The 19,346-nt window shown below is 53.2% G+C and carries 17 protein-coding genes; 15 read left to right on the top strand and 2 right to left on the bottom strand.

What is annotated here, in order from left to right; translation table 11 throughout:
* The first annotated feature begins 386 nt into the window (after positions 1-386).
* From NAV32_RS15485 to fliT, 15 genes are all read left to right on the top strand, one after another.
* On the top strand, positions 387-605 hold the full coding sequence (locus tag NAV32_RS15485) for a hypothetical protein (RefSeq protein ID WP_256053690.1): 219 nt from the start codon (positions 387-389) through the stop codon (positions 603-605).
* Entirely contained in the window at positions 605-1,126 is a 522-nt protein-coding gene (locus NAV32_RS15480) for a hypothetical protein (protein ID WP_256053689.1), read from the top strand. The genes NAV32_RS15485 and NAV32_RS15480 overlap by 1 nt, the downstream gene beginning before the upstream one ends.
* The gene (locus NAV32_RS15475) at positions 1,127-1,582 is read left to right on the top strand and encodes an adenylyltransferase/cytidyltransferase family protein (protein ID WP_336604871.1); all 456 of its coding nucleotides are present in this window, start codon (positions 1,127-1,129) and stop codon (positions 1,580-1,582) included. It abuts the gene before it with no gap.
* Positions 1,583-1,790: 208 nt separating this feature from the next.
* Positions 1,791-3,089 (top strand): cytidylyltransferase domain-containing protein, encoded by a 1,299-nt coding sequence (locus tag NAV32_RS15470; RefSeq protein ID WP_256053688.1) that lies wholly within the window; start codon positions 1,791-1,793, stop codon positions 3,087-3,089.
* On the top strand, positions 3,090-4,754 hold the full coding sequence (locus tag NAV32_RS15465; RefSeq protein ID WP_256053687.1) for a hypothetical protein: 1,665 nt from the start codon (positions 3,090-3,092) through the stop codon (positions 4,752-4,754).
* A gap of 47 nt (positions 4,755-4,801) precedes the next feature.
* Positions 4,802-6,076: an ATP-grasp domain-containing protein gene (locus NAV32_RS15460; RefSeq protein ID WP_256053686.1), complete on the top strand. Its 1,275-nt coding sequence runs from the start codon at positions 4,802-4,804 to the stop codon at positions 6,074-6,076.
* Positions 6,077-6,089: 13 nt separating this feature from the next.
* On the top strand, positions 6,090-7,661 hold the full coding sequence (locus tag NAV32_RS15455; protein ID WP_256053685.1) for a glycosyltransferase: 1,572 nt from the start codon (positions 6,090-6,092) through the stop codon (positions 7,659-7,661).
* Positions 7,658-8,788 (top strand): DegT/DnrJ/EryC1/StrS family aminotransferase, encoded by a 1,131-nt coding sequence (locus NAV32_RS15450; RefSeq protein WP_423836441.1) that lies wholly within the window; start codon positions 7,658-7,660, stop codon positions 8,786-8,788. The genes NAV32_RS15455 and NAV32_RS15450 overlap by 4 nt, the downstream gene beginning before the upstream one ends.
* Positions 8,775-10,055, top strand: coding sequence for a CDP-glycerol glycerophosphotransferase family protein (locus NAV32_RS15445; RefSeq protein WP_256053683.1), 1,281 nt, complete (start codon positions 8,775-8,777; stop codon positions 10,053-10,055). Before NAV32_RS15450 ends, NAV32_RS15445 begins: the two co-directional genes overlap by 14 nt.
* Positions 10,048-13,578, top strand: coding sequence for a glycosyltransferase (locus NAV32_RS15440; protein WP_256053682.1), 3,531 nt, complete (start codon positions 10,048-10,050; stop codon positions 13,576-13,578). Before NAV32_RS15445 ends, NAV32_RS15440 begins: the two co-directional genes overlap by 8 nt.
* A 351-nt stretch (positions 13,579-13,929) precedes the next feature.
* Positions 13,930-15,114, top strand: coding sequence for a flagellin (locus tag NAV32_RS15435; RefSeq protein ID WP_256053681.1), 1,185 nt, complete (start codon positions 13,930-13,932; stop codon positions 15,112-15,114).
* Positions 15,115-15,195: 81 nt separating this feature from the next.
* A complete protein-coding gene (locus NAV32_RS15430; RefSeq protein WP_256053680.1) occupies positions 15,196-15,561 on the top strand; it encodes a flagellar protein FlaG in 366 nt (121 codons plus the stop codon).
* A 66-nt stretch (positions 15,562-15,627) separates the two neighbouring features.
* Entirely contained in the window at positions 15,628-17,019 is a 1,392-nt protein-coding gene (gene fliD / locus NAV32_RS15425) for a flagellar filament capping protein FliD (protein ID WP_256053679.1), read from the top strand.
* Between the two features lie 303 nt (positions 17,020-17,322).
* A complete protein-coding gene (fliS, locus tag NAV32_RS15420) occupies positions 17,323-17,703 on the top strand; it encodes a flagellar export chaperone FliS (protein ID WP_256053678.1) in 381 nt (126 codons plus the stop codon).
* 64 nt (positions 17,704-17,767) lie between these two features.
* On the top strand, positions 17,768-18,055 hold the full coding sequence (gene fliT / locus NAV32_RS15415) for a flagellar protein FliT (RefSeq protein WP_256053677.1): 288 nt from the start codon (positions 17,768-17,770) through the stop codon (positions 18,053-18,055).
* A gap of 60 nt (positions 18,056-18,115) precedes the next feature.
* Here fliT and NAV32_RS15410 read toward each other — a convergent pair whose 3' ends face one another.
* On the bottom strand, positions 18,116-18,808 hold the full coding sequence (locus NAV32_RS15410; protein WP_256053706.1) for an RES family NAD+ phosphorylase: 693 nt from the start codon (positions 18,806-18,808) through the stop codon (positions 18,116-18,118).
* Entirely contained in the window at positions 18,808-19,212 is a 405-nt protein-coding gene (locus NAV32_RS15405; protein ID WP_256053676.1) for an antitoxin Xre-like helix-turn-helix domain-containing protein, read from the bottom strand. Before NAV32_RS15405 ends, NAV32_RS15410 begins: the two co-directional genes overlap by 1 nt.
* Between the last annotated feature and the right edge of the window lie 134 nt (positions 19,213-19,346).

The following is a 19,346-nucleotide window of genomic DNA, read 5'->3' as shown; positions in this document are numbered from 1 at the left end:
GCCATACAAGGGGATTTTATGTACCCCTTCAAGCAACTCCAGTAAGCACTTTGGGCGAACGCAGCTTCAGCCACGAAGCTTTTGCAAGTGCTCGTAACGGTTCACTGCGGCACACCCTTCTTGAAAGCCTGCTCACCATGAAAGCTCGCATGCCAGTCATGGAGGTGCCATTAAATTGATGGCATTCTTGCGGGCGGCGAAGGCCTAGGATGCTTTTGGTCTGATCCTTGCTCATGGCTTTAAGGCGACGGCTAACTGACACAAATGGGAGCAGGCGCAGCCACTCATCTCGTCCCGCCGATCTGCAACATCGTGCCTCATGGCTCCATGGGTAAGGCGTGATGCGATATAAATACAGTGATTAGCCTGGCCGGCAGGACTCTTTAATGGCAGTGATGACCTGCGACAGCCTCTCACAAGTGTTGAATGCCATTGCCCGCCTGCCGGAAAAGCCCCAAGGCGAGATCAATTTCTTTTCCAGCGGTGGCCGTGGCTATCTGAAAAAAACCACCTCCAGCTTGATGGCCTTGTTCGTGGGAGCTAACCCGCAGGTGCCCTCCTGGTTGAGCAAGGCCTTGCTGTGCTGCCTGGTGGAGCATGCCTGATGGAAACCTCTAATCTTGCACCGATCAACTGGCAAAGCATCGCTGCCGAGCGTGAGCAGCATTTCGAGGAAGAGCTGCCGCAGGAAGGCGTGAGCCGGGTGACCAGCGCACTGACCGGTGACGGGATCGACACAGCTGTATCCACGCGTAGCCAGACTTGGAGCAATGGTTATCGTGCACTGCGTTTTTTTCCGGCCAACTGGGCGCAAACGATACCAGAAGCCAATATTACGCTTGCCTATTTTCAGAATATGGATGTAGCGGATAGCGCGGTAGGGTTCGAGATTTTTCTGTATCTGAATCGAGCGTTTATACAGGAAAGGCAGGAGGCAATAGAGAATGCTTTCCATGAGGCTGGAGCCTCGAACCGATATGCTTGGTTCTGCGCTGAAAAGCCCTGGGTCGAAGGAGGCAAGACGTCTTACCTTGGATTCAAGGTATGGGCCGGTTCATACACGAGAGAAGGCGCTTTGCAGGCTTTGGGGGGAGTTTGCGCAGTGGGCTCAGGGGGTGGTTTTTAGATGATGGCGAAGACGGTTATTACCTATGGAACTTTCGATATGTTCCATATTGGTCATCTGCGATTGCTCCAGCGCATGCACGATCTAGGTGAGCGGGTGATCGTGGCTGTTTCTACTGACGAGTTCAATGCTATCAAGGGGAAGAAAGCATTACTGCCATATGAGGAGCGCAGGGAGATTCTTGAAGCGCTACGCTGTGTCGACTTGGTGATTCCTGAAGTAAGTTGGGAGCAGAAAGTGGCGGACATTACAGAGCATAGTGTCGATATTTTTGTGATGGGAAGTGACTGGTCCGGTCGATTCGATTATCTCAGAGATATTTGTGAGGTGATTTACTTGGAGAGAACCCATGGCGTCTCATCGACTGAGTTGCGGGAGTCTTTAGGTAGATTGCTGTCCAGCGAGTATGAGGGTGAGGAAGTACATCTATTGCTGAAGGCGCTTCGCAGTGATTGAATTGGTGGTTTTTTGAGTTTTAGCGTGAATTGAATTCGCAGTATTGCGCAGATAGTATTAATTATGCGTTTTCTCAAGTGGTTTGAATTAGCTAATGGTTGGAAAGTGGCTCTGTGTCGACCCGCTGTGGTGTGCTCGGTTTCGGTAGCATAGATGTTGGGCATTGGCTCCTGTTCTGTCTTTAATTACTGTGTTGATGAGGTGTAAAATGAAGGTGGTTGCATTTCTTCCTGCTAAAGGAACCAGTGATCGTGTTGAAAATAAGAATACACGTTTGTTGGATGGTAAGCCCTTGTTTTTGCATACCTTGGAAAAGCTGATGGCATGCTCTTTCATTGATGAGGTTTACCTCGATACGGAAAGTGAAGATATTATGGAGCTGGCGTCAGCCAGTGGTGCGAAAATACTGCGCCGAAATCCCAGTCTTGCTACAAACAAGGTTGATGGCAATGCTCTGTTTATGAATGAAGTGGCGCATGTTGAGGCTGATATTTATATCCAGGTTCTTTGCACTAGCCCCTTCATAAGTCCTCTGCGTATCTTGGAAGGCGTTAATGTACTTAAGAATCAGCCAGAGTTCGATTCTGCTGTGCTGATAAAGCGTGAAAAGCAATATACATGGAATGGCAATGGGCCGATCTACGACATCAATCATATTCCTAATAGCGTAGACTTGCCGGATACTGTAATTGAAACGATGGGATTGTATATTGTCAGGCGCAATGCTGCATTGAAACTGCAGCGCCGTATAGGTGAGCGTCCCTATCAGATAGAAGCAACGGTTGAGGATGCCTTCGACGTAAATTTCCCGGACGAGTTTGAAATGGCCAACTTGTTGGCGGCGGGGCATAGGGAGAGAGACCGTAAGTTGCTTAATAACGTCAAGGGGTTTATGTCCTCGTCGCTACTTTCAGATATTCTCGATGATCTTGGGTATCGCTCTCAGATAATCAAGGGGCTGCAGCCCAACATCCAAGGGTGCAAGCTTCTGGCTCGGGCAAAAACACTGCGACTACGCGCTTTACATGACGGGGAACGGTTTGAGGGTATCTACCAGGCGTTACAGTCGTACAATACTATTATTCCCAACGACATCATCATGGTTGAGAACGACCTGTGCGATTATGCCTATTTTGGTGAATTGAATGCCAATCTGGCAATTCGTGCCGGTGCGGTTGGGGCCGTAATTGGCGGCAAGACGCGTGACAGCTCAGAGGTTTATGGGCTGGGCTTCCCAGTATTTTCTAGCGGTTACACTTGCCAGGATGTCAGGCAGCGGGCGACTGTCGACTCGATCAACAAGCCGATCAGCATCTTTGGGGTTTCAGTAACCGTGGGGGATCTTGTATTTGCTGATAAGGAAGGTGTTGTAGTCATTCCGCGCCAAGTGGAAGATCAGGTGATTGATTCGGTGATTCAGCGCGGCGGTAGCGAGAAAAAAATTCTGTTGGATATTTCTATGGGTATGAGCGTCAACGAGTTGACCAAGAACCATGGTTTTTTCTGAATGAGCCGGATTGTAGAAACACCAGTGTTGCATGCTCAACTGATAGAAGAGGCGCTGGCTGGCCTGCAGGCGCAGGATTGGAAGAGAGCTGCCACCCTGTGGCGAGAGTTGTATCGGTTGGGCGCACTGACCTGTACGGAAGATTTTCACGCTTGCGCTCGAGCACTTGAGGCTGTGCAGGATTGGGCTTTGCATGAGCAGGTTCTAGCAGAGGCCGTGCTCTTATTTCCCGAGAATTCCGAGTTGGTCTCGCGAGTCTCCTATCGTCAGGCTATGCAGATCTATGCTGACGCCCGCTGGAGAGAGGCCTTCGAGCTGCTGCATCATCTGGAGAGGAGAAAGCCGTCCAGTTGGGCGTTCCCTGTTGGTTATTACCGCTGGCAGGCATTCATCCAGTCACTTTTGGAGCTTGATGGGGCTCCCGAGAGGCGCTTGCAGCAAGTGGTACAGCAGGCTTTCTTTAAGCATCCCTGCTTGTTTTCCCGGCAGCTGGCCGGGTTGGACTTGGTCATCGATTGTATGGGTTGGTCAGATGAGCTGGTCTTCGAGTTCCGTCAGCATCTGGCCTTACTGGTTTCGGTGCTGGCACAGACTGACCGGAATCTCTCGACCGTAATTGGGCCTTGGTCACTCCCTTCTGTCCAGGGGGTGGCTAATTTTTTTAGAGCCGAACCTCAATTACTAGTCAGTCTGCCCAGACCTTATGTGCATTTTCTGGCTCGGTTATTTCTACTGCATGGTTTTTATGACCTGTATCGTCGTTTTCGTGCCGACTTCGTAGAGAAAACGGCAAGAGCAACTATTCCCCCCTCGCACGATTCCTGTTTGCCGGAGTTCTTCTTTGCGGTGGCTTTTCAGAGCGAGAATGGAGATGAGGCTGGCATGCAGGCTCTGACTGCACAGGTTTCAGAACGAAAAGTAGGGGAGCGGGCTGCTGCTGAGAGAATCGTGACGTTGTCCGAGTTGTACTTCCCGAGGCGGCCCCAGGGGGAATATCCACGAATGCATGAGGATACAGAGTTCGCCGAGCTGATTCATGGCAAGAGTATTGCTGTTGTCGGGCCCGTAGATGTTGGCTTGGATAATGGACGTGAGATAGATGGCTTCGATTTGGTCATTCGTTTTAACCCTCGACCTTCGGTTGTATTAGCATCGGAGCGATTCGGTCAACGCACTGATATTGGCTATTATTCGACTATTAATCTGATGAACGGTTGCGCCGAATATCTAGACGCGATGAATGCATTGCTCTGGGTGGTGGTTGAGGAGCGTAATAGACCCGATGTGCGATGGTTGGACAACGTTTGCACCCCTGTGCGAGAGCACTTGCGTGGTTGGGGATACGAGAGCCCGTTTCTATTCGGTGCCCCTAATGCGGTACAACGTGTGTTAATGGATGTATTGCGCTTCCAGCCGGCGCGGCTGAAGGTCTTCAATTCTAACTTCTACGTCACAGCCAATTTCGCAGGTGGTTATCGCGATTGCCAAATGAATATGTTTCCTGCGCTGGCAATTCATGATCCAGTTAGTAATTTCCTGTTTACTCGGCAATGTCTACGCAACTGGAATGTGGAGGCGGATTCTGTGGTTGGTGAGGTGCTTAGTTTGGAGGTGGATGATTATATGGATCATTTGGGCCGGCAGTATGCCCGCTTTGCTCGTTGATTTCAGGAAGTGCTAATGAGGCGTAAATATATGGGAGCAACGAGACGGTGAATGTTCTGGTATTTCCCTGCGGTTCAGAGATCGGCCTAGAGATCCATGCGGCCTTGGCTTGGCAGAAGAATATTACCCTGTATGGGGTTTCATCGGTTTCCGATCATGGTGAATTCACCTATGGTAATTATCGACAAATTAGTGCAAGTGTTAGTTCGGAGGATTTCATTGGTCAGCTGAATGAGTTGGTCGATGAGTGGTGCATCGATATAATTATGCCTGCTCATGACAGCGTTTTCCTGCGCCTTTCCGAAGCTGCGCAGTCACTATTGGCGACTGCCGCTGTTCCTGACTTGGAGCAGGCTAGAATCTGTCGCAACAAGAACAGTACCTATGAGTTCTTCGCCGATTGCGATTTTATTCCACGACCGGTAAGCCTAGCTGATGCAAACTATCCGATCTTTGCCAAACCGGCTGTCAGCCAGGGCTCACAGGGAGCTGAAATCGTGCATGATGCCGGACGGCATCAGGAGTTACTCAATGCGACGGTTGAATATGTATTCTCCGAATATCTGCCTGGGTTGGAGTTGACGGTCGACTGTCTGTCGGATACCGATGGATGTTTGAGAAATATTGCACCTCGTGAGCGCTGTCGGGTCAAGTCAGGTATTAGCGTGCGCACCCGCCCCTTTGATGCTGACGCATCCATCATGGACATTTCTGAGCAGATTGCTCAGCGATTGAAACTCAAGGGGGCTTGGTTCTTCCAGCTTAGGCAGGATACCCAAGGGCGGTGGAAGTTGTTGGAGATTGCTCCACGCATAGCAGGCTCAATGGGCTTGTCGCGGCATCTAGGGATCAATTATCCCTTGCTTTCGCTGTATGCTCACCTCGGATTGCCCTTTCGTCTGCTTGTGCAGAGTTATCCCATCGTTATGGATCGCGCATTGCGCAGTCGCTACCAAGTTAAGCTGGAGTATGACCAGGTCTATATTGATCTGGACGATACCCTGTTGCATCGAGGGCGTGTTAATACGGTACTGATTGTGCTGCTGTATCAATGGGCGGCTGGTGGTGTTCCGGTGCACCTGATCACTCGGCACAAGAGTTGTCCTTATGAAACCTTAGCCAGGTATTGCATTGCCAAGGAGCTGTTCGTCTCGATCATTCATATCGTTGATGAGCGCTTGAAAAGCAGCTATATCCAGAAGGGCGATCATGCCCTGTTTATTGATGACTCTTTTCGTGAGCGGTTAGATGTCAGTGAGGCTCTCGGTATTCCAGTATTTGATTTGGATAGTATTGACCAGTTAATTGACTGGCGCGAGTAAGGTGAGTGTGATTATGTCTGTTGAAGGCGCAGCGCCGCTATTGTCGATTGTTGTTCTGGTTTACAATACGGCTAATTATTTGCAGGCCTGTTTTGATTCCTTGTTGACTCAAAACTACAGGAATATTGAGATCATCGCGATTGATGATGGTAGTCAGGATGAAAGTTATGAAATCTGTCAGTCCTATCAGTCTCGGTATACTAACTTTAGATGTATTCGGAAGGCCAATGAAGGGGGGGCTATTGCTGGTAATTTGGGATTGACGATGGCCCGTGGTCTTTATGTGGCACTGGTTGACTCGGATGATCTAGTGACCGCTGATGGCTATGCTCTAATGATGCATGAGGCCATAGAGAACTCGGCTGATGTGGTGATAGGCCGTGCTGCGCGTTTAAACGCCAATGGTATCTCCACCGTAACTTTTCTATATGAGCCTTTTGTCTGGAAGACTCACCGGGTGGTTGATAGCGTTGCTGATTTCCCCGATCTTCTCCATGATCCGTTCTACTGGAACAAGATTTTTCGTCTTGAGTTTCTGCGAAAGCATGGGTTGGGCATGGAGCCTGGTCTTTTATATGCGGATGGCGTTTTCGTTCGCCAAGCTTATTTCTATAGTCAGCGGACGGTAATCATTCCACAGCTGGTCTATATCTGGCGTTTGCGTAATGCCGAAGGCGAACGGTCCATTACGCAGCGGAAAAACGACCCAGAGAATTTCCGTGATCGTGTCCGCTCTATGTATATAGACTGGCGGAATTTCGAAGGTGTTCCCAATGCTGAGTGGTATAGGCAACTGGTAGCCGTAAATAATCTACATCGGGCTTTACATGTTGCTGGTGGAATTGTTGGCTCGATAGCCTTCCGTAGTGTTTATATGGAGAGTATGCAAGCTCTACTTGAGCTTTATGGCGATCTGGATATTCAAGCACTGGGGCCTAGGCGCCTCATGTATCTTGCGTTGATTAAAAGGAACGAAATCGCTGGCCTCTGTTATCTTTTGGGGCTTCCGCTTGATGCGGGAGTAGTTGAGCGTGATGGCAGGGTGTACTGGAGTCAGCCGTTCTTTAATAATCCCGAATTCGGTATTGATTCTTCCCTGGCTGAGGTGCGTTTTCCCGTGGTCGGCTTCTTCCATGTGTCTACCCTGAGTCTTGGCGAGCACTCTGTATACCTCGAATTGCAGATTGCAGAAAGCATCAAGGCCGGTTGCAATCTGGAGTTTGAAATGCAGGGCTTGTGTGGAGAGGGGAGTTTTCCTTTTCGGGAGCTGGGGCGGAGAGCAGAAGGGATATATGCCTACGAATTATCACTACTCCAGGTTAGGCCGCCTCGTGACAAGTCTATTGTCTATGGCTTGGTGATGAATTACCGGATGGGCGATATCTGGGGTTATTTCCGTATAGGGCGAGCCCTGTTGACACGCGATGTGTTACAGACCTTGCCGTTACAGCATGCTTCTGGATATGAGGTCTTCTGGTCTGCCGAGGTGGGCGGTGTTGGCATGCGAACCCTCCCAGATAGCGAGAGGTTAGCGAGTTTGGTGCCTGGTCATTGCGTGTATCCATTGGTTTTCGAGGGGGTCTGATGAAAGCGCGTATTCCTGTGACACGGCCATTGTTGCCTCCTCTGGAAGAGTTCCTGCCCTATCTGGAGCGAGTCTGGGCCAGCGGTATCCTCACTAATGGTGGTGACATGCACAAGGCCCTAGAGCAGGCGTTGTGCGAATACTTAGGGGTCGAGCACATCGCGCTATTTGCCAATGGCACGCTAGCTCTGGTTACGGCATTGCAGGCGCTGCGAATCACTGGTGAGGTAATAACTACACCCTATTCGTTCGTGGCTACCGGGCATTCGCTGCTATGGAACGGCATCAAACCAGTATTTGTGGATATCGACCCACATACGCTGAACCTGGACCCAGCGAAGATCGAGGCTGCCATTACTCCGCAGACCACGGCAATCATGCCCGTGCATTGCTATGGCAACCCATGCGACGTTCGGACCATCGAGGCCATTGCTGACAACTATAACCTGCGGGTGATCTATGATGCTGCCCATGCCTTTGCGGTGCGCGACGAGGGTGGAAGTATTCTGCGGCATGGGGATCTTAGTGTGCTCAGTTTCCATGCTACCAAGGTGTTCAATACCTTTGAGGGCGGGGCAATTATCTGTCCAGATGCCAAGACCTATCAGCGTATTGGGCATCTGAAGAATTTTGGTTTTGTTAATGAGACGACGGTGGTTGCGCCAGGCATTAACGGCAAGATGAGTGAAATCAATGCAGCATTCGGCTTGTTGCAACTTCAGTATATTGACGATGCGCTGGCACGGCGTAAAGAAATCGATACGCTGTACCGGCGGCGCCTTTTTGGTGTTTCGGGTTTACATTGTGTTGAGCTTCATGGGCAGAGCTTCTCCAATCATGCATATTTTCCCATTCTTTTGAGTGAAGCTTTTGGGTTGAGCCGGGATCAGTTATATGAGTGCCTGCGAGCACACAGCATTATGGTGCGCCGTTATTTCTACCCGCTTATCAGTGACTTTCCTATGTACCGCGGATTGCCATCCGCAGCACCTGCATTATTGCCTGTGGCCAAGGCGATCTCTCACAGCGTATTGTGTCTGCCGATTTACCCTGACTTGGCAGACGATGAGATTGAGGCGATTTGTGCTTTGATCCGTGAATTAAGCGAGAAGCATGAACGGATATAGCGGAAGGCTAGGACGTTTCGCACGTTGGCTTCTGCCTTTGTGGTGGGTTTATGACCGGCTGTTGCCGAAGCGCAGGGATCACTGGGCTTTTTTTGTCCATCCGCTGAAACCTGATCAATTCATAGAGAATTCCCGTGCGGTATTTGAGCAAGTCAAGAATGATCCAGCTCTGTGCAAGGTTGTTTTCACCCGTGGACGTGTCAGCGGGCTGCGTTTAGAAGATTCATGTAATCTCAAGATTGTCGACGTGCAGAGCGTGACAGGGCTTTGTGCGTTGGCGCGTTGCGGTGTGCTGCTGTTGACCAATTCGATTGCTTTAGACATTTCGTGGCGTTGGAGCGATGGGTCTTTTGTGGTGCTTCGACCGGACTACACACGCCGGATAGTGGTCAACTTGTGGCATGGTATCCCACTCAAGCGGCTATTTGCCTTGACCAGGCCGGAGCTGCGCCAGCATGTCGACAGGATAGAGCTGCGACGCAAAGAGCGTGCTCATTACCACGGGTTGATCAGCTCGTCGGATGTCGATAGTCATGCCATGGCGGCGATGTTCCATCCGATTGATCCGTCCTGCGTATGGGTTACCGGCTTGCCCCGCAATGATTTTTTGCGTAGAGGCGAGTCTGATTTGCCGGCGTTTTTGCGGGATGAAATACAGGCAGTTCGTGCGTTGAAGCAGGGGCGAAAGTTGATTGTTTATGCTCCAACCTATCGCGAAAGTAGTGTTGCAGCTGCCCAATATTATCAGTTCAGTGATGATGAAATAGAGCGCTTGCGTGCGCTATTGCGTAAGCATAGTGCAGTGCTGGGCTTCCGTATGCATTACTTTCGCAAGGGCGAGCAATTATTCAATCTGGAGCGTTATATAGATGGCGATACCATCGTCGATCTTGGCCATACCCGGATCAATGAGATTGCCCCTGTGCTGCGAGAAGCTGATCTGCTAGTGACTGATTATTCATCAGTTTATATTGATGCGTTGTACATCGATAAGCCTGTGTTCAGCTTTGCCTATGATCTGGAACATTATCAATCTCAGCAGAACGGTCTGCTTTACGATATGGAACTGGCCTTTCCCGGGCCGGTGGTAACCACCTTCACCGAGTTGCTCGTTGCACTGGAGCAGGAATTACTTCAGCCCGAGCAGGTCGCCAGTATGCGTTACAGGATAGCCCGGAAATTCTTTTTTAATCATCAGGACGACTGCAATGCTGCGCGTGTGGTAAGTCGCCTGAAATCCTTGATGGCAGAGGCGCAAAATGGTTAATGATTTTGACGGTGCGCCATTGGCCAGCATCGTCATGCCGGCATATAAGAGCATGTATCTGACCGAGGCTTTGGAAAGCATCCTGCACCAGACCTACCGGCCCATTGAGCTGATCGTGTGTGACGATGCACGTAATGACGATGTTTTACGGGTGATCGAGGCGTTCCGTTCGCGGGCTGATTTTCCCATCTACTATCAGCACAACGAGCAACGTCTCTGGGAGATGCGCAGTACAGCTCGTGGTGTGACATTGGCGAAAGGGCGCTATGTAAAGTTTTTGCACGACGATGATGTGCTGCATCCAGATTGTATTGCCTCTCTGGTGACGGTCATGGAAGCAGAGCCAAGCGTGACGTTGGCCAGCTCGCGTCGCCAGCGCATCGACGAGGAGGGCAGGCCGCTGCCAGATATTCTCGCAACGGTATATCCCTTCTCGGAAGATGCTTTGATCAAGGGTCGCGATCTGATCTCGTTCTTTGCCGAACACACAATTAATTTCATCGGTGAGCCTAGTACTGTTTTATGTCGTCGTGATGACCTGCTGGATTTCACAGAAGGCTTGTCGGTACTCAATGGAGTTCGTATCACTTGGGTGGCCGACTTGGCGCTATATGCAAAGCTGCTCAGGCGCGGCAACCTCGCCATGCTGGCCAAGCCACTGACGAGTTTCCGTGTATCCCGTGAGCAATTCAGCCAACAAGGCCGTGACAAACCCGGCATTGGCGAAAAAGGCCACGCCGATTTCCGTCAGGCTATTCGCGATCTGGGCTGGTATCGCACCAACGAAGACAATCGCTTTGTGCGAGTGGCGCCGATCACCCAGCTGAAGGCGCGGGTGTACAAGCCAGTCAATGTGCTCGCAGCCATTCAGCGGGCTGGAGGGTTGGGCAGTGTGCCGTTGTCTGCCTGGCTGGGTGAGCGCTGGCCCAAGGATGTGCAGCAGGGACTGATTGATCAACATCTGCAAGCCAATGCTGGCGGACCGCGCATCGCGATAATGCTGCTTGATGGCAAAGGTGAGGCGGAGGCGGTTGAGCGAACGCTGCTCAGCCTGGAAAACAAGAACCGATACCGCAATCTGGACGTTCGGGTGCTCTCGCCATTGGCTTTGCCTGGCGTCCAGGGACGGGCCGAAGTGTTACCGCTGGCTGATGGTCAAGAAGTGGCGGCACTCAATGCGGCGGCTGCCTCCAGTAAGGCCGATTGGCTGCTGACTGTGGAGGCGGGGGTTGAATTTACCACCAGTGGCCTGCTAATTGCGGCGCTGGATCTGCTGGGAGCGCCAGACTCTTGTCTGGCGGTGTATGCCGATGAGCTGATGCGTCTGGAGAATGGCGAGCACGGGATTGCCCTACGCCCGGATCTGAATCTGGACCTGTTGCTCAGCTTCCCTGCGGGACTTTCCCGGCACTGGCTGCTACGGCGTGACGTTCTGTTGGAGCAGGGCGGTTTTGCAGCGGAGTGTAAAGAGGCCTTCGAGTTGGAGTACCAGTTACGCCTGATCGAACGTCATGGCCTGGCTTGCATCGGCCATATCAGTGAACCTCTGCTGGCCAGCGACGCTTTTGCGCTGCGGGATAGTCTGCAGGAACGAGCGGTGATCGAGCACCATCTGCAGGCTCGCGGTTATCAGCAGGCCCGAGTGGGCAGTCGTCTGGCGGGGCGCTACGAGCTTGACTACGGGCACGCGCAGTTGGGCTCGGTAAGCATCCTGATCGTGGTCCATGATCGCTTGCCGCAGATACAGCGCTGCATGGAAACCCTGCTGGAGCATACCGGGTACACCAATTACGAAGTATTGTTGCTTGATCATGGCAATCAAGCTCCGGAAATGTGCGAGTGGCTGGCGGGCGTGGAGGCAATGGATACGGATCAGCTGCGGGTGTTGCGCTTCGATTCTGCCTTGTCGCGTTCTACTCTGTGCAATCAGGCAGCCCAACAGGCGAGAGGGGATTTTCTTCTGTGGTTGGGCGATGGCGCAGGGGTCATGGACAAGGATTGGTTGCAGCAATTGCTCAATCACGGCCAGCGTTCGGAAGTTGGTGCAGTGGGCGGCAAGCTGCTATCGGCAGATGGCAAGGTGCGCCACGCCGGATTTTTGCTCGGTCTTTGTGGGCCTGCGGGGCATGCCTTCGAGGGTGCCTCGTTCGACGATCCCGGCTATATGCAGCGTTTGCAGGTCGAACAGAATTATTCGGCCCTCAGCGGTGAGTGCCTGATGATTCATCGCGAGGTTTTCCAACAGGTCGGTGGTTTCGACGAAGCGCCTCTGCTGGCGCGCTGGGCGGATGTGGACCTTTGTCTGCGGCTGCAACAGGCAGGCTATCTGAATGTTTGGACGCCACGGGTCCAGTTGCTGATGGATGCACCCCCGGAAGTTGCGCCGACAGCCGCGCAAGACGATGCGATCTATGAGCGCTGGTTGCCGGTTATTGCCCGCGATCCGGCCTACAACCCTGGTTTCAGTTTGCAGGCCGAGCAGGGTTTCAAGCTGGCCGATCCGCAATTGTCCTGGCAGCCCTTGCAATCCTGGCGGCCTCTGCCGGTCGTACTGGGCCATCATGCGGATCGACAAGGCTGTGGCCATTACCGGATGATCCAGCCGTTCAACGCCATGCGTGATGCTGGATTGATCGAGGGGCATCTCTCCATGGGCCTGCTGTCGCCTGCGGAGCTGGCCCGTTATGCGCCAGATGTCGTTGTGTTGCAGCGCGCGGTGCTCGATGAGCAATTGGAAAAGATGCGCCGGATGCAGGCGTTCTCTGAGGCTTTCAAGGTTTTCGAGCTGGACGATTACCTGCCGAACCTGCCGATCAAAAGCATCCACCGTCTGCATATGCCCAAAGACATTCTTCGCAGCCTGCGACGAGGGCTGGGGTATGTCGATCGTTTCGTCGTGTCCACCCGACCGCTGGCCGAAGCCTTTTCCGGACTGCATGGCGATATCCGGGTGATCGAGAACCGCCTGCCTGTGGGGTGGTGGATGGGCTTGCAGAGTGCACGCGGCGTGGGTGGGAAACCCCGTGTTGGCTGGGCTGGAGGGGCGGGTCACACGGGTGATCTGGAGCTGATCGCTGACGTGGTCAAAGAGCTGGCTGAAGAGGTTGAGTGGGTGTTCTTTGGTATGTGCCCGGACAAGCTTCGACCTTACATCCATGAATTCCATGCGGGCGTGTTTATCCATCAGTATCCGTCGGTACTGGCCAGTCTGAATCTGGATTTGGCTTTGGCACCGCTGGAGCAGAACCTGTTTAACGAATGCAAGAGCAATCTGCGCTTGCTCGAATATGGTGCCTGTGGTTACCCCGTCATCTGTAGCGATGTGCGTAGCTATCAAGATGGCTTGCCCGTTACCCGGGTTAAGAATCGCTTCCGTGATTGGGTGGATGCGATCCGAAGCCATATCAGCGACCTTGATGCTGCAGCCAAGGCGGGAGACGCTTTGCGCGCCACTGTTCTGAGTCAATGGATGCTCGAAGGGGAAACCCTTGAATCCTGGCGCAAGGCGTGGTTGCCGGATTGAGCTGAGGCGGAAATGGAGAGGGCGCTACGTCGGTTGGTAGGGGCGTAGCGCGCCATGTCACACCCTTTCGTAAAGTTCATGACGGAAGCGCCTGCAGGCCGTCAATCCTGCCTGTCGCTATTGATCGTCCTGAGCCTCAGCTTTTCTGCCAGCCTGCCGAATCAGTGTTTGGCGGCTGAGCAGTCAAGGGAAGTCAAGCGAGCTGGATAATTTTTCCAGTTACCCCCTAAAGCTTTCGAGGTCAGCGCCGAAATAGAGATTGAATGCGAACTTTATGGGTGCCTGGGTACGTTCCCTCCCCAAGGTCGCACACTCAGGCAAACAAGCTAGGTCCGATGGAGGACACATATCATGGCTTTGACCGTCAACACTAACGTTGCTTCCCTGAACACTCAGCGCAACCTCAGCAACTCCGCCAACTCCCTGCAGACCACCATGCAGCGCCTGTCCACCGGTAGCCGTATCAACAGCGCCAAGGACGATGCAGCCGGCCTGCAGATTTCCAACCGTCTGGGCAGCCAGATCAGTGGTCTGAACGTTGCGGTCAAGAACTCCAACGACGGCATCTCCATGGCGCAGACTGCTGAGGGCGCGCTGCAGCAGTCCACCAACATTCTGCAGCGTATGCGTGACCTGTCCCTGCAGGCGGCCAATGGCTCCAACAGCGACTCTGAGCGTGGCGCACTGAATGACGAAGTCACTCAGCTGAAGAAAGAGCTGGACCGTATCAGCAATACCACTACTTTCGGTGGTCGTCAGTTGCTCAATGGCGACTTCGGCACTGCCAGCTTCCAGGTGGGTGCAGCCGCCAACGAGATCATCAGCGTTTCCATTGGTGAGATGAGCTCCAAGTCGCTTGAGGCCACTCATTACGAATCTACCATTGATGCTTCGGATGTCGGTGGTACTGCAGCTGCCAGTGGAGCTGTTTCTGTCGGCTTTACCGTAGCTGGCAAAACCTACTCGGTCGATGCGAAATACGCCAAGGGTGATACCGACGTTCAGGTAAACCAGAAGATTGCTGCTGCAATTAACGACACTAACTCTGGCGTCGGTGCTTTCGTAGATAAAGATTCCGGTGACATTACTATTGTTGCGAAGGAAGGTGAGGCGGGCGAGTCTTCATTCGAACTTACCAGCATGACTCAGGTAAGTGGTGCTACTGGCGCCTTCACTGCAGGAGCTACTACAGTTGCGACTACTGACGGTACCTCTACCGCGACTACGATCAGCAAGATTGATCTGACTACAGCCAAGGGTGCTCAGATTGCTGTACAGGCCATCGACGAGGCGATCAAGTCGATCGATTCGCAGCGTGCCGAACTCGGTGCGGTACAAAACCGTTTCGAGAACACCATCGCCAACTTGCAGAACATTGGTGAGAACGTCTCGGCAGCCCGTGGCCGTATCCAGGATACCGACTACGCCGCCGAAACCGCTGCACTGAGCAAGAACCAGATCCTGCAGCAGGCTGGTACCGCGATTCTGGCCCAGGCCAATCAGTTGCCGCAGGCGGTCCTCAGCCTCCTGCAGTAAGCTGAACAGGTAGGTCTGCAATAACTGCGGGAGGAAGTGCTTGAGCGCTTCCTCCCGTTTTGCCATTGCGAGGTGATAAAAATGGATATTGCTATTTCAACCCGGTTGCCGAGTCAGACGGTTCAGGCGCAGGGGCAGCAGGATGGGCCGCGAGGCATTGCAGGCAGGCAGGGTGATTCTGCAGTTGCAGACGTTGCTTTGGCTGAACAACCACAGGCGGTTAGCGCTGAATCGCTGGGTGAGGCGGTCGCCAGCATCAAGGATTTCGTACAGACCATCCGTCGAGACCTGAATTTCGACCTGGATGATTCCAGCGGCAAGATGGTGGTGAAGGTGACGGATCGTTCTACCGGTGAGGTGGTGCGGCAAATTCCCACTGAAGACGCGCTGCGTCTGGCCGAAAACCTGGAAGAGGCACGCAGTCTGTTGTTCAAGGCTCAAGCGTAGCGGCGCGGTTCTTGCTGCTATCTGGCTTTGTTTGAATAGCGTCAAACCCATGACGAGGTGGTGAAAATGGCAGGTATCACAGGTATTGGCTCAGGCATGGACATCGATGCGATGGTCGGTGCTCTGGTTTCTGCAGAAAAGGCTCCCAAAGAAGCGCAGCTGAACCGCCTGGAGTCTGCGACCACCACAAAAATATCGGCTCTGGGTACGTTGCGTACAGCTCTGAGTAGCTTCCAGACGGCACTCAAGGATCTGAACGACATCAAGTTGTTCGAGAACCGCTCTGCCAAATCTTCCAATACCGACCTGCTGACCGCTACCGCCAGCAAGACTGCTCAGTCGGGTACCTACAGCGTCAAAGTCGAGCAGCTGGCTACGGGTAGCAAGACGGCTACCGCAGCGCTGGCCAGTGATTTCAAGACGACCGCCGCCGGCACCCTGACGGTCAAGGTGGGCAGTGGTGAAGGCATTGAAGTCGCAATTGGCGCAGATGCCTCGCTTGAAGACGTAAAGAATGCGTTGAATGCAGCGCTCAAGGATTCCGGCGTCAGCGCCAACCTGCTGACAGACCCCAGTACGGGCAAAACTCGACTGGTAATGTCTTCCAGCACGACCGGTGCGGGCGAAGATGTTTCGATCAGTGCCAGCGCGGGATTGAACTCGCTCGCCATTGATACTGAAAACAAGGCCACTCCAGATGCCGGTGGGGTGCTTGAGCGAGCACAGAATGCCAAGTTCAGCATCGATGGCTTGGCTATGGAAAGTAAGACCAACAAGGTTGAGGGCGCCATTCCCGAAGTCACTCTGGACCTGGTTGCGGCAGATGATAAAAAATCCATTACAGTCAAGGTTGCCCAGGACCAGGATGGTGTTACTGCCAATGTCAAGAAGTTCGTTGCCGCCTATAACAACCTGATCAACACCACCAATTCTCTGACCCGCGTGACCAAGGTTGGCGAGGATGGAAAACCGTTGACGGGAGGGTTGGTTGGCGACTCCAGCGTCCGCAGCATTCTGTCCGGCATTCAGAATGAGCTGATTTCAGCAGGTAGCGGCAATGGCGTCCGGATACTGTCTGATCTGGGCATCTCCACGCAGAAGGACGGCACACTGGCGATTGATGATAAGAAGCTCAAGACGACACTCGACACTAACTTCGATGCCGTTGGACAGTTTTTTACTGGCGAAACCGGTTTGATGAAGCGCCTTGACAGTCGGGTCGATGGCTTCAGCCAGACCGGGGGCATCCTGGCACAGCGGGTTTCGGGACTTGAGTCGACCAATGCCGATATCAAGGCCCAGCGCGAAAAGCTGACGTTGCGGATCGAGTCGATATCAGCCCGCCTCTATTCTCAATTCAACGCCATGGACACGATGGTCGCGCAGCTTTCCAGCACCAGCAGTTGGTTGGAATCGACGCTTTCCAGCCTGCCGGGTGTGGTCAAAAAGACTAAGTGATCGCTTGCGACCGTACGGTGTAGCGCTGTCCCTGTAGGGGCGATCTTGCTCGGGGTCATGGCTCGGTGCTCACATGCGCTGTTGTGTAAGTTCAGGCCATGCCTGCGAACAGCACCTTGCCATGGCTGCGGGTTTTCGCGGGCGTGGCCCACTCCTACAGGCAAGCTTTGCCTTTTCAGCATTGAGCGCAGCCGCGTTATCTTGCATGAGATATGTTCCGAACCTTTATTGCATACCCTGTTAAAGCTGCGCCAGTGAGTGCCGATATAGGGGTTAGTCCGCAACAAATGGAGCACAATTCCCATGTATGCAATGGCAGCCATGAAGCAGTACCAATCGGTCAATACCAATGCGCAGCTTGTGGATGCAAGCCCGCATCGTCTTATTCAGATGTTGATGGAAGGGGGGCTTGCGCGTCTTGCGCAGGCTCGTGGCGCAATGGAGCGGGGCGATGTGGCGCTGAAGGGCATGCTGATCGGCAAGGCCGTCGATATTGTCGGCGGGCTGCGTGAAGCTTTGAACCAGGAAGCAGGCGGCGAAGTCGCAGCTAATCTGGATAACCTCTACGCTTACATGACCACGCGTCTGCTCGAAGCGAACCTGAAAAACGATTCGGCGATTCTCGATGAGGTAGCCGGGTTGTTGCGTGAAGTCAAAGCTGGTTGGGACGGTATCGCCCAGTAGTATTTACTGACGGCCTACTAATGACGAGCGCCTCGTCCACCTGTCGAACCCTCGGAAGACACTCATGCAACCCATTATTCAGTCACTTGAAGCGCTCCAGGCAGATTTGCGTGAAGCTCTGGCTCAGCAGGATTGGGAAGCGATAGGTGCGCTGGATGTGCAGTGCCGCGAGCTGGTGGCTGAAGTGGGTGAGAATAGCGACCCGGCTCTGCGCGAGCAGGTCGAGGCCTTGTCGAAGCTCTATATCGAGCTGCAGCTTGCAGCTCGGCAAGAGCGCGAGCGAATCGCCAGCGAGCTGACCCGGCTTAATCAATCGAAACAAGCCAATCGAGCATACGAGAGTCTTGGCTGAAGGCGCTGGCCCCCGCCAACCTTCGCAGGTTGAATTAGCCGCAGGCGTAATCCGACATAATTACAACGCCATTCCCGTAATCTGATTGACGCTGATGATCTGGCCGTTCCAGATCATCTCGTAATGGGCCGTCTGGATAATTGATGTCACAGGTCTTGGGGTCATCAGCGCCCAGCAGGTATTGCCGGGTGAGCGGACTGAGTTGTAGCGCAGGCCGGGGCATCCTTCCCGTTTTGTTTCGTGCCCTAATCGCCGAGAGTGGGTGTAGTCGTCAGGGGCGTATACGGGATCAGTCAGCGGGATCACTGTGGCGTCTCTCATCCCGGCATCGTTAAAGCTACAGCTCAGACCTCGGAAGGTAAATCGCTCGTAATTGAGCCCCTGTACGTTTGCCCAATAGCGGCCCTGGTGGTGGCGCACTTCGGCAATCGTAGTGTCCATCTTGTCAGCCAGATAGAGTACGCCGAAGCTGCCGTCGCTGAAGCGCGACCCTTCGGGGTTCAGGTGGGTGAAGGGGGCGGCTGCATACGAGCAACCAGCAATACCGAACGGGATTTCGTCGCGGGCAATCAGCTCTAGCCGACCCATTTCGTTCTGCAGCCTTGGGTTCGTTAATGTCTGAAGTTGGTAGATAGCGTCGAAATCTCTGGCATCAGCCACATCATCGAACAAGGCAATGGGCGGGAATTTGGAGTTCACCAAGCGGTAAGCCTGCAGGCTTTTTCCGCTGGAAGCGGGGAGACTGCCAAGCATCACCACTGGGCGGCTCTTAATGCATCGATCCGTCTGAACGTCTCGTATAGCGAGATCATGTCGCCCTGGGCCATGATCTCGAGTGGTGTGCGCCCATTGAAGAATTCGTTGCGGTTTTCCATGGAAGGGAAACCGTAGACATTTTCAGGATTGTCGAAAACAAGACGAAGCGCTGCGTGAATATTTAGCACCATGCTGATGCGCTGCAATTGGTCGGCGTCCAGCCCGACGGACCATTCTGCGTCACGTTGCCTGGCGCGGGTGTAGGTGCTGCGAGAGATGCGCAGAATGCGACAGGCCTGATCAGAAGACGCGGCCCACTTATCCAAGATGTTCAGTGCTGCGCGGAGGCCGGCAACGCATTGCTCTCTTGAAAAGTCATGGGCTTGAAGGGCTGTTGCCATAAATTGGCACCTCGATATGGTTCTGTAGACCTGAAAATATATCAGTTGCGTCTGTAGATCAATTATTGAGGCTCAGTTTAGTGGCGGTATTTGGCAGCCAATAAAAAAGGCCACTCATTTCTGAGTGGCCTTTC

This window comes from Stutzerimonas stutzeri, from assembly GCF_024448695.1.
Taxonomy (GTDB): Bacteria; Pseudomonadota; Gammaproteobacteria; order Pseudomonadales; family Pseudomonadaceae; genus Stutzerimonas; species Stutzerimonas stutzeri_T.
The sequence above is the reverse complement of the archived record's forward strand: the minus strand, read 5'-3'. Positions and strand labels throughout refer to the sequence as shown.

What these genes read in the sequence shown, in the direction of transcription:
- NAV32_RS15430 (WP_256053680.1), top strand. Translation starts at nt 15,196, where the DNA reads ATGGATATTGCTATTTCAACCCGGTTGCCGAGTCAGACGGTTCAGGCG.
- NAV32_RS15440 (WP_256053682.1), top strand. Translation starts at nt 10,048, where the DNA reads ATGGTTAATGATTTTGACGGTGCGCCATTGGCCAGCATCGTCATGCCG.
- fliS (WP_256053678.1), top strand. Translation starts at nt 17,323, where the DNA reads ATGTATGCAATGGCAGCCATGAAGCAGTACCAATCGGTCAATACCAAT.
- NAV32_RS15445 (WP_256053683.1), top strand. Translation starts at nt 8,775, where the DNA reads ATGAACGGATATAGCGGAAGGCTAGGACGTTTCGCACGTTGGCTTCTG.
- NAV32_RS15405 (WP_256053676.1), bottom strand. Translation starts at nt 19,212, where the DNA reads ATGGCAACAGCCCTTCAAGCCCATGACTTTTCAAGAGAGCAATGCGTT.
- NAV32_RS15480 (WP_256053689.1), top strand. Translation starts at nt 605, where the DNA reads ATGGAAACCTCTAATCTTGCACCGATCAACTGGCAAAGCATCGCTGCC.
- NAV32_RS15485 (WP_256053690.1), top strand. Translation starts at nt 387, where the DNA reads ATGGCAGTGATGACCTGCGACAGCCTCTCACAAGTGTTGAATGCCATT.
- NAV32_RS15465 (WP_256053687.1), top strand. Translation starts at nt 3,090, where the DNA reads ATGAGCCGGATTGTAGAAACACCAGTGTTGCATGCTCAACTGATAGAA.
- fliD (WP_256053679.1), top strand. Translation starts at nt 15,628, where the DNA reads ATGGCAGGTATCACAGGTATTGGCTCAGGCATGGACATCGATGCGATG.
- NAV32_RS15470 (WP_256053688.1), top strand. Translation starts at nt 1,791, where the DNA reads ATGAAGGTGGTTGCATTTCTTCCTGCTAAAGGAACCAGTGATCGTGTT.
- NAV32_RS15475 (WP_336604871.1), top strand. Translation starts at nt 1,127, where the DNA reads ATGATGGCGAAGACGGTTATTACCTATGGAACTTTCGATATGTTCCAT.
- NAV32_RS15435 (WP_256053681.1), top strand. Translation starts at nt 13,930, where the DNA reads ATGGCTTTGACCGTCAACACTAACGTTGCTTCCCTGAACACTCAGCGC.
- NAV32_RS15455 (WP_256053685.1), top strand. Translation starts at nt 6,090, where the DNA reads ATGTCTGTTGAAGGCGCAGCGCCGCTATTGTCGATTGTTGTTCTGGTT.
- NAV32_RS15410 (WP_256053706.1), bottom strand. Translation starts at nt 18,808, where the DNA reads ATGCTTGGCAGTCTCCCCGCTTCCAGCGGAAAAAGCCTGCAGGCTTAC.
- fliT (WP_256053677.1), top strand. Translation starts at nt 17,768, where the DNA reads ATGCAACCCATTATTCAGTCACTTGAAGCGCTCCAGGCAGATTTGCGT.